This window comes from Arthrobacter sp. 05T47, assembly GCF_056395825.1.
In genome coordinates this window covers 1-1,327 of the sequence record NZ_JBFTKG010000154.1, presented here as the reverse complement: position 1 = coordinate 1,327, position 1,327 = coordinate 1, and the positions used below count along the sequence as shown (strand labels likewise).

Here is a 1,327-nt window from a genome sequence, read left to right as displayed (position 1 = left end):
GACCGATGCAAGTGATGGGGTGGGATCTGAGACATCCGAGAACGCATCTCGGAATCGTCGTCGTGCTGGGCGCAGCTGCACTGCTAGCGGCGATGGCCGTTGGCCTAACCATAGGCTTGGGGCTTTACAATATCGGCGCCGACGCGCCTCACACGCGGCCAGTCTACAAGGTGCTGCAGACCCTGCGCGACCGGTCCATCAGTGTCCGGGCGGCGGACATTAAGCCGCCAGCGAACCTGGGCGATCCCAAGCGGATCGCGAGCGGCGCGGGTCTTTACACCGAGATGTGCAGCGGCTGCCATCTCGCGCCTGGCCTCGAAAAGACCGAGATGAGCCAGGGGCTCTATCCTCAAGCGCCGGAGCTTTGGCAGAGCGTAGACCTCACCGCCGGTGAACAGTTCTGGGCGATCAAACACGGCATCAAGATGACGGCCATGCCGGCGTGGGGACGAACCCACAACGATGAGCTGATCTGGGACATGGTGGCGTTTGTCCGCCAGTTACCCACGATGTCTCCCGCACAATACCAAGCGGCCATCAAGAGCGCCCCAGCCGACCACGATGAGATGATGAAGGAAGGCGGGATGCCGGGCATGGCGATGCCAGGGATGACAATGGCGCCCAAAGAACCGGACGCTCATCCCGGCCACGACCACTGACGTGTGCAAGGGCAAGCCTCGACAACCCGGCCATGCCCTCGATCCGGAGCTTCTGATGGACGATATCTTCGACTGCCTGATCCTCGGAGCGGGTCCGGCCGGGCTCGCTGCGGGGCTCTATCTGCGGCGGTTTCGCCGAACCGTGTTGATCGCCGACGCCGGACAAAGCCGTGCAGCGTTGATCCCGCGCAGCCACAACGTTCCGGGTTTCACCGGGGGTATCCGTGGGGCGGACTTGCTTGCCCAGCTGCGCGAGCAACTGACGCCGTTCGGCCCCGTGGAGTGGGCGGGCCGTGTAACGCGGCTGGATCGGGTCGACGAGACCGTTTGGCGCGCGACCATAGCCGATCGGGCTGTGTTCGGCCGGACCATCCTTTTTGCAACGGGTGTGGTCGACCGGCGACCGCCAATCTCCGAGCCTGACCAGGCGATCCGTGATGGGTTACTTCGGTTCTGTCCGATCTGTGACGGCTTCGAAGCTATGCTGGATAGGATCGCTGTCATCGGGGCGGACGATCACGCCGCAAACGAGGCGTTGTTCCTTCGCGCCTACAGCCCCAGTGTCAGCATGTTGACCCTGGGTCCCAACCATGAGGTCTCGCGTAGCAGTCGCGAGGCTCTCGATGCAGCGAACATACCGCTGATTTCTGTTCAGTCCGACCACCTGA

Annotated in this window: 2 protein-coding genes; both read left to right on the top strand. The window is 63.2% G+C overall.

Features of this window, described 5'->3' with window-relative positions:
* A partial coding sequence (locus tag AC1DEY_RS23500; protein WP_476870100.1) for a c-type cytochrome occupies positions 1-659 on the top strand: 659 nt, incomplete at its 5' end.
* Positions 660-714: 55 nt separating this feature from the next.
* The coding region (locus tag AC1DEY_RS23495) for an NAD(P)/FAD-dependent oxidoreductase (protein ID WP_476870099.1) at positions 715-1,327 on the top strand (613 nt) is incomplete at its 3' end.